Annotated in this window: 7 protein-coding genes and 1 pseudogene; 1 reads left to right on the top strand and 7 read right to left on the bottom strand. The window is 62.7% G+C overall.

Translation table 11 applies throughout. From position 1 onward, the window contains the following. Nucleotides 1–472: 472 nt before the first annotated feature. The 4 genes from C8J30_RS17980 to C8J30_RS17965 all read right to left on the bottom strand — a co-directional run bounded on the left by C8J30_RS17980 (nucleotide 473) and on the right by C8J30_RS17965 (nucleotide 1,942). Nucleotides 473–856 carry a DUF6481 family protein gene (locus tag C8J30_RS17980; protein ID WP_110807456.1) on the bottom strand — a complete coding sequence of 128 codons (384 nt, stop codon included), beginning with the start codon at nucleotides 854–856 and terminating at the stop codon, nucleotides 473–475. A gap of 51 nt (nucleotides 857–907) precedes the next feature. Then, nucleotides 908–1,270 carry a hypothetical protein gene (locus C8J30_RS19185; RefSeq protein ID WP_245909934.1) on the bottom strand — a complete coding sequence of 121 codons (363 nt, stop codon included), beginning with the start codon at nucleotides 1,268–1,270 and terminating at the stop codon, nucleotides 908–910. A gap of 66 nt (nucleotides 1,271–1,336) precedes the next feature. Continuing rightward, nucleotides 1,337–1,627, bottom strand: a complete 291-nt coding sequence (locus C8J30_RS17970; RefSeq protein WP_110807455.1) for a DUF982 domain-containing protein — start codon at nucleotides 1,625–1,627, stop codon at nucleotides 1,337–1,339. Between the two features lie 108 nt (nucleotides 1,628–1,735). Continuing rightward, entirely contained in the window at nucleotides 1,736–1,942 is a 207-nt protein-coding gene (locus C8J30_RS17965; protein ID WP_110807454.1) for a cold-shock protein, read from the bottom strand. 398 nt (nucleotides 1,943–2,340) lie between these two features. Between C8J30_RS17965 and C8J30_RS17960 the strand changes: the two genes are divergently transcribed. After that, nucleotides 2,341–2,667, top strand: a complete 327-nt coding sequence (locus tag C8J30_RS17960; protein WP_110807453.1) for a YnfA family protein — start codon at nucleotides 2,341–2,343, stop codon at nucleotides 2,665–2,667. A gap of 145 nt (nucleotides 2,668–2,812) precedes the next feature. Here the strand turns inward: C8J30_RS17960 and C8J30_RS17955 are convergent, their stop codons facing one another. The 3 genes and pseudogenes from C8J30_RS17955 to C8J30_RS17945 all read right to left on the bottom strand — a co-directional run. Further along, nucleotides 2,813–5,101 carry a methyl-accepting chemotaxis protein gene (locus C8J30_RS17955; protein WP_110807457.1) on the bottom strand — a complete coding sequence of 763 codons (2,289 nt, stop codon included), beginning with the start codon at nucleotides 5,099–5,101 and terminating at the stop codon, nucleotides 2,813–2,815. A gap of 93 nt (nucleotides 5,102–5,194) precedes the next feature. After that, nucleotides 5,195–6,445 (bottom strand): PAS domain-containing protein, encoded by a 1,251-nt coding sequence (locus C8J30_RS17950; RefSeq protein WP_110807452.1) that lies wholly within the window; start codon nucleotides 6,443–6,445, stop codon nucleotides 5,195–5,197. Nucleotides 6,446–6,718: 273 nt separating this feature from the next. Then, nucleotides 6,719–6,844 (bottom strand): annotated as a pseudogene (locus C8J30_RS17945) (transposase); the annotation flags it as partial. Nucleotides 6,845–7,052: the final 208 nt, after the last annotated feature.

The following is a 7,052-nucleotide window of genomic DNA, read 5'->3' as shown; positions in this document are numbered from 1 at the left end:
TCGGATGCCGGTCATCCTGAATGCCGGCGAGCGCGACGCGTGGCTGGGAGGCTCGGACGATGTGGCGACGCTCGGGACCGGGGTGATGCTGGCGTGCCACCCTGTCGCCCCGTTCGGACTGCGAGACGAGGGCCCGGAGTTGATCGAAGCCATCAACGTATAGGGCGCGGGGAGCCGACTGTGAGGTTGCAGCATTGCAAGCGCAGAAACCTACGATTGCCGCAATTCACTGCCCCATGGAGGCCGATGAAAAGCGCAGGACGCGGTCAGGAAGTTGGGCCGTGCGCGAGCGATGTACCCAGCCGTTGGCGGACGGTCAAATCGCCCAATGGCAGCATAGCCTCGTCCATATTTGCGGCCCGATCCCTGCTGATGCGTGGTCGCGGCCCTCAAGAGCCTGGGCTCGGGCGCGGAGCACTGGCGTTGCGCAATTGCGACGAGATCCGACCGCGCGCCTTGCTGGTGGTTGGGATCAGGCGACCCGTTGCGCCGCCTTGCGCTTTGCATAACGCAGGTCCCGGGCGGTCTTGCGGGCCGCTTCATCGGAAAGCACAAGCGCAATGCGTCGAGCTTGAGCCGATTTGCTCGCCTCAAGGGTTGCCGCTTCGGCGGCTTTTCGATGTGCCTCTGCCTCGGCAACCGCGGCAGCTTCGGCGGCGGCACTCTGTTGCGCCCTCAGTTTCTCCGCTTCGCGCGCCGCGTGCCGTGCGTCGCGCAGTCGTGCCACCTCGGCGCGTGCTGCCAGCTTTTCTGCCAGGTCAGGCGCAGCAGTCGCGCTTTTGAATTTCTCCAGCAGAGCCGATTTGGCATTGATCGCGTCGCTTCTGCGATCAGAGTAGTCTTTGGTTCTCAACATTCGATTTCCTTTGGCGGGGGATGAAGCCGATCCGGATCAGTCCGGCGGGATTCATGCGGTGTTTTTTGTGCGCAGAACGGCAATTGCCTTTCCTGCCTGCTCTCTTTCAAGACGTTCCGTTCTCAGCCGCAGGGTTTTGGCGGCGCGTTCGGATATCTCTGAATCCTGCTCCTGAAACGCGCGCGTGCGTTCCAGAAATTGCGATTGCGCCTTGTTGAAGGCGATTTCCGCAAGCTGCCGCGCTTTGCTCATTTGACCAGTCATGATGAACTCCGATTTCGAGAAAGGCCCAAATCGGCCCGGAAGAGAGATTTCCCACACCGGCACCACTTGATTTGGGAATGGAAAACGAAATTGTGCCGCACGGGCCTGTGGCGCAGGTGATTGGGGCCAGTTCGTAAGCGGCCCCGTCATTCACCGCTCGGCGCGAAGTTTCATTTGCGGCACGAAACTCTGCGCGGAACCGCGCAGAGTTTACTCTCAACCGACGAGTTGTTCGGCAGCGCGCCGGGCCGTGTAGCCGACAAGGTCTTCTGGTACGAAGCCGGCCGATCGCGCCGCAGCGGTAAAGGCACGCCGCGCCACGCCCACAGGAACGATACAGTCCATGGCGGCTTCGACCTGCTTCAGGGCCGTCAAACGCGCCTCATCGGCAATCGGCCATCTTTTCAGCAACCAGTACTTTACTTGTTCGATCGTGCTGAATTTTTGCACGTCCCCATCCGGAGACATGACAAAGGAGAGGGGTTTCCCCCAACTGATTTCAATCAATCATATATCTTTCTTGAGCGGCAAACGGGATATGCGGATCGCATCTCCAACGTTTCCAGAAAAGCGGGTCCAGCGTCTGGCCGATCCCGCTTTCTTTTTGCCTGAACCTCAGGCGAGGACGAGATTTGTCGCCGACTCGCGACCATTCCGGTCACGCTCGAGATCAAACGAGACAGCCTGACCATCATTGAGGCCGCGGATGCCAGCACGTTCCAGAGCGGTCACATGAACAAAAACGTCCTTCGTGCCGCTCGCCGGTGCGATAAAGCCGAAACCTTTGGTTGCGTTGAACCATTTCACGGTGCCATTGGCCATCGTGTTAACTCCTTCAGGGAATGCTGCCCGCAGAATGCGACAGTCCGGCTTGGTCAGACGAGAGAGCAGACTGAAGCCGATGAGGGAGACAGGGTGCGGTCGAGAAAAACTTCGCTGGAACCTGTGTAAAGGGATTTGCAGATTTTGCAACGAGTCTTTCGGGGTTTTCAAAACACTCCTGTTGCGAGGGGGGGGGAATGGAATGCAGCCGCAAGCTGCACCTCGACAGGGGCGCAGGGTCTTGGCGCGGCACCCCCAGCAGCGCCGCCGTCACCGCCGAAAGCGCGGCGGCAAGGGCGCGGCCCGCCGCGCAGCTTGCTTCCAATGGCGTCCGACTTGCGCCCGAGCAAGAACCTGTCCAGTCTCGCTGCACATGAACCGGATCGGGAGCCGCGCGCGTGAAGACCTTGCTCTATTATGCTGCGGCAGCTTTCACCGAGATTTTCGGTTGCTATGCCGTGTGGCTTTGGTGGCGGCTCGACCGTCCCGTCGCCTGGCTTTTGCCTGCAATGGGTTCCCTTGCCGCCTTTGCCTGGCTGCTGGCGCAAAGCCCAGCCGACCAGGCCGGACGCGCCTATGCGATTTATGGCGGCATCTACATCGTCGGCTCCCTTGTCTGGCTTTGGGCCGTGGAAGGGGCGCGCCCCGATGCCTGGGACATGTTCGGCGCGCTGATCTGCCTCGGCGGCGCGGCGATCATCCTGTTCGCACCGCGCGCCGGTTAGCTCTCTCCAAGCCCCCAAGGACCGGATCCCCGATCCAATGATCTGCGGCGCGCCCCATATCGGACGCCCTGATGCGGGCTGACCCCATCCGATTGCGGATCTCGCCCGCGAGGGAAACGTCATGGCCCCATGCACGCACGCGCAATCAGGCGGCACGCGCCGCCGAAACCTGCGAGCCGCCCGTCTTCAGCTGGAACTGACCCAGCAATTGCTCCAGCGTCAGCGCCTGGTCATTCAGCGTCATGCAGGCCGCCGCGGTTTCCTCGAACCCGGCGGCGTTGTGCTGTTGCGTGCGGTCAAGCTGGTGGATGGCGGTGTTGATTTCGGCAATCCCCGAGGCCTGTTCCTCAGCCGAGGAGGCAATTTCCGTGATATGGCCCGAAATCGTCGAGATCGCCGCGATGATGGCTTGCAACGCCTCGCCCGCCCGCGCCACCAGATCGGCGCCGACATCGACCTGCCTGCCGGAATCGGCGATGAATCCGTTGATTTCGCGTGCAGCTTCCGAAGCCCGTTGCGCCAGCGCCCGCACCTCGGAGGCGACAACGGCGAAACCGCGTCCCGCCTCGCCCGCCCGGGCGGCCTCGACGCCTGCGTTCAGCGCCAGAAGATTGGTCTGGAAGGCGATGTCGTCGATCACATTGGTGATCTTGGAAATCTGGCTCGACGACTCCTGAATTGCCTGCATCGCCGCAATCGTCTGCGCCACGACTTCGTTGGTCGCCTGCGCCCGGCCCGTTGCGGTGCGCATGACGTCATTGACCTGCCGCGCGCCCTGTGCGGCCGTTTGCACCGAAGCGGTGATCTCATTCAGCGCCGCGGCGGTTTCCTCAAGCGTCGCCGCGGTCGTTTCGGTCTGACGCGACAGATCCGTGGTGGCCCCGGTGATTTCGCGCACCCCGCTGACGATCCCCTGTGTTGTCGCGTCAATCGAGGCGATCAGATCGGCGAGCCGTGCGACCGTCTCGTTGAAGTCAAGGCGCAGCTGATCGTAATCGCCCGCAAAACGCGCGCCGATTTCAACATCGAGTTGTCCGGAGGCGAGCCCGCGCAGCCCGGCGGCCAGATGATCGACCACCTCCGCCTGCTCGGCGGCACGCGCCGCCCGTTCAGCTTCCTCACGTCGGCGGGCCTCTTCCTCGGCGAGCGCTGCCAGCCGCTCGCGTTCAAGATCCGCAAGCTGCCGTTCCTCGCGTTCCTCGCGCAAGCGGGCTTCATCGGCTTCGCGCCACAGCCGTTCCTGCTCGGCCTCTGCGCGCAGACGCGCCTGTTCAGCTTCCAGACGCCGTTTGTCGATCAGACCAAGGCGCAGGGTTTCGACCGACCGCGCCATCGCGCCCATCTCGTCGCGCCGCTCCGCCCCGGAGACCGCGGTGTCGTAATGGCCCGCCGCGAGACCATCGACCCCGTCGAGCATGCACGCCAGCGGGCGGCGCACGACCAGTGTCGAGACGGCAAAGATCGCCGCCAGAGCCAGGGCCAGGATCAACCCGCCTTTCACGATCGAGATCAGCGTTTCATGCCGCACCGGTGCAACGAAGACCGCTTCCGGCAGATCCAGAACCGTGGCCCAGTTCTGCTCCATTCCGGCGGTCTTGAAGGGATAGACCAGCCGCCGCGCGCCGTCCGCAAGGCCGGTGATGAGCCGGGGCTTGCCGTCTTTCAAAGCGGCCTGCAGATCCGCGGCGCCGATCTCGTCATAGGTCTGGGTCAGACGTTTCGGGTCCGGGTTCACGATCCATTTGCCCCCGCCGTCGACCAGCATCATGTGGCTTCCCTCGAAAGTCTCCATCCCCGACAGCGTCGCCGTCATTTCCGCCAGCGTAATATCGACCCCGGCGATGCCGACGATCTTGTCGTCCAGCCGGATCGGCACCGCAACCGAGGTCACCAGATAGCCTTCCGTCGTCAGATAGGGTTCGGTGGTGACCGGCTTGCCCTGGGTGACGGGGACGGAATACCAGGTCTGATCGGGCATGATCGGGAAGGTCTGAAACAGCAGCCCGCCGCCCTCCTGCTTGGTCCAGTAAGGGGTGAAGACGCCCGCCTCGTTGCGCCCGTCTGTGCCGGTGATCAGGGCGTCGGTCGAGCCATCGGGCAGCCCCGCCATCCAGGAGGAAAACAGCGACTTGTACTGATTGGGAACCGCCTCGAGCATGGTGACGATGTCCGCGGTTTTGGCCGAGCCGGTCTTGAGATAGCCCGAGAGCATGCCGCTGAGGCCAGAGGCGGCGGCGCGGGCCTCGACGATCTGCTCCGAGACCTCCGAGGCGGCGGCGCGGGCCTTGTCCGTCGCCGTGCCCATGACGTCGTCATTGACCTTTTGCGCCGTGCGCCAGCCGTCATAGGCGGTCGCGCAGAGCAGGATGAGGGAAATCATCAGCCCCGCGGCCAGCCCCATTTTGCCGGAAACGGTTGTGAGCGGATTTTTCATCATGGTGGTTCCTTTTCGGCAGGACGTCGGATCGGCGGGAACCAACCTTCCCGATACTCGCACGCACCAGAGCGGGCCCCTGCCCGATGGCGCTTACCTTGCGACGGAGCGCCCTTGTTCTTCGCGCAGGAAGCGATTCATCGCGGTGGCGATGTCTTCCGACAGCCGCATGATCGACTCGAGCCTCGACTTGATGTCGGTGTGAAACACGTCGAGCTGATCGATGGTTGACGAGAGCCCGCCGCTTGCGTCGCGCATCCGTCCACATTCCACCCGCCCCAGCACCCGGATCGTGTCGAGCCCCAGCATCAGGCGCCGAATCTCGGCGCTGGCTCGGGACAATTCCTCAGCGTTGGCGACAGCCCGCCCCATCGCTTTGCTCGCATCGACATGGGTGCTGTCTTCCAGACGACGCAGCAACAGCCGCTCTTCGCCCCAATCGATCCCGGGAACCGGGTCGGCTTCGGCGAAGACGGCGTTCATTTCGGACAGAACCCGGTTCGACCCGATCAGGAACAGCGCCCGCGCGGCCTGCCGCGAGACCCGGTCACACAGATTGTCACGCCCTGCAACAAAGCTGCGCAGCCGTTCGGAAATCACCAGCGAGGAGGCGCGGTAATTCTCTGAAATCGCCGAAACCGGCCCGCCCGAGGGCTCCATGCGCGAGGCGACGATCCGCATGTTGTTTGGGATCGACTGCAGCGCCTCGAAACTGCGCAGCAGTTTCATCTGTTCCTCGGTGACACGCTCCAGCGCCCGGTTCATGTCGATGAGCCGCTCGGTGCGCGGGTCGGCCGGGCGTCCCAGCTTGGCGTCGCGCGCGGCGAGTTCCAGACCAAGCGCATAGGCCATGAAGCTCGTGTAGCTGGAAAATCCTTCCGATTGTGCCATGGTCCGCATGCGCGCGGCACTTTCCTCCGGATCGACCCGCTGCGCCTTTTCCTCTGCCGCGATCGCACCGCAGCTGCCACGCATCTTTTCGAAAAGCGGGCTCGAGGGCTTGATGCGCACCGACAGGAAACCGCCCGGAACGGGCAGCATCACCGCGAAGACCCAGTAAAATCCGCCGTCGCGTGCGCGGTTCTTGACATAGGCGCCCATCGGATGGCCGTTGCCCAAGGCATCCCAGATGATCCGGAACAGACCGCGCGGGGTGTCGGGGTGGCGCACGATCTTGTGCGGCGCGCCCAGAAGCTCGGACCAGGAAAAGCCCGAAACTCGGCGGAACACCTCGTTGCCGGCAAGGATCACCCCACGCGTGTCGGTTCGCGAATAAAAAAGCTCGTCGAAACCGAAAGGAACCTCTCCCTCCAGCACGTGCGAAAAGTCGGGCAGTTGAGTCATCAGGGCCTCTTGATCAGACGGTCCACGATTATGCCCCAAGACTTACGGATAAATTCATAACGGAAGCTGACTTAATGCGCCAAGTCTGGCTGGCACCAGGTTTCGCGAGGCTTATGTTGGTGTCAGGTGATTGATTTATATGATTTAATCAGCATCGCACAGTCTCAAGCAGAGCTGATGCCGGTTCGGACGCGAATGGTCGGCACAGGCTCTTTGCGCATTCGGTTATAGGCGCGCGTCAGAGTATGTCCGGTCACAATGCCGTCTCCCGTTTCAGTGTCGAACAGCAGCTTTTGCCTGTCGCCCTGCATCCTTCCAACGAAACGCCACGGTCCCGGCCTCAACGCTGACAAGGCGGACGTTCGATATGGCGACGCGGTGGGTATGACGGTTGAGGTGGTCCCCAGCCAGCGGACAGTTTGCTAAGCTTGCCGCCAAGGAAGACGAGGACGAACAGCGTGGCTGGCAAACGGCAGAACTACAGCGCGGACTTCAAGGCGAAGGTGGCGCTTTGGCCTGCTGCCGGTTTCGTGGACAGCTGGTTAAGCTAGCATAGCGCGGGCCTCGAACTCCATGGGGCTGAGATAGCCCAGTTTCGAATGCCGTC

The organism is Rhodobacter viridis, assembly GCF_003217355.1.
Taxonomy (GTDB): domain Bacteria; phylum Pseudomonadota; class Alphaproteobacteria; order Rhodobacterales; family Rhodobacteraceae; genus Rhodobacter; species Rhodobacter viridis.
Note: the sequence above shows the minus strand (reverse complement) of the source record. Positions and strands in the feature narration are given on the sequence as shown.

Coding starts and splice junctions, on each gene's coding strand:
- C8J30_RS17980 (WP_110807456.1), bottom strand. CDS start 856: ATGTTGAGAACCAAAGACTACTCTGATCGCAGAAGCGACGCGATCAAT.
- C8J30_RS19185 (WP_245909934.1), bottom strand. CDS start 1,270: ATGACGGGGCCGCTTACGAACTGGCCCCAATCACCTGCGCCACAGGCC.
- C8J30_RS17965 (WP_110807454.1), bottom strand. CDS start 1,942: ATGGCCAATGGCACCGTGAAATGGTTCAACGCAACCAAAGGTTTCGGC.
- C8J30_RS17955 (WP_110807457.1), bottom strand. CDS start 5,101: ATGAAAAATCCGCTCACAACCGTTTCCGGCAAAATGGGGCTGGCCGCG.
- C8J30_RS17950 (WP_110807452.1), bottom strand. CDS start 6,445: ATGACTCAACTGCCCGACTTTTCGCACGTGCTGGAGGGAGAGGTTCCT.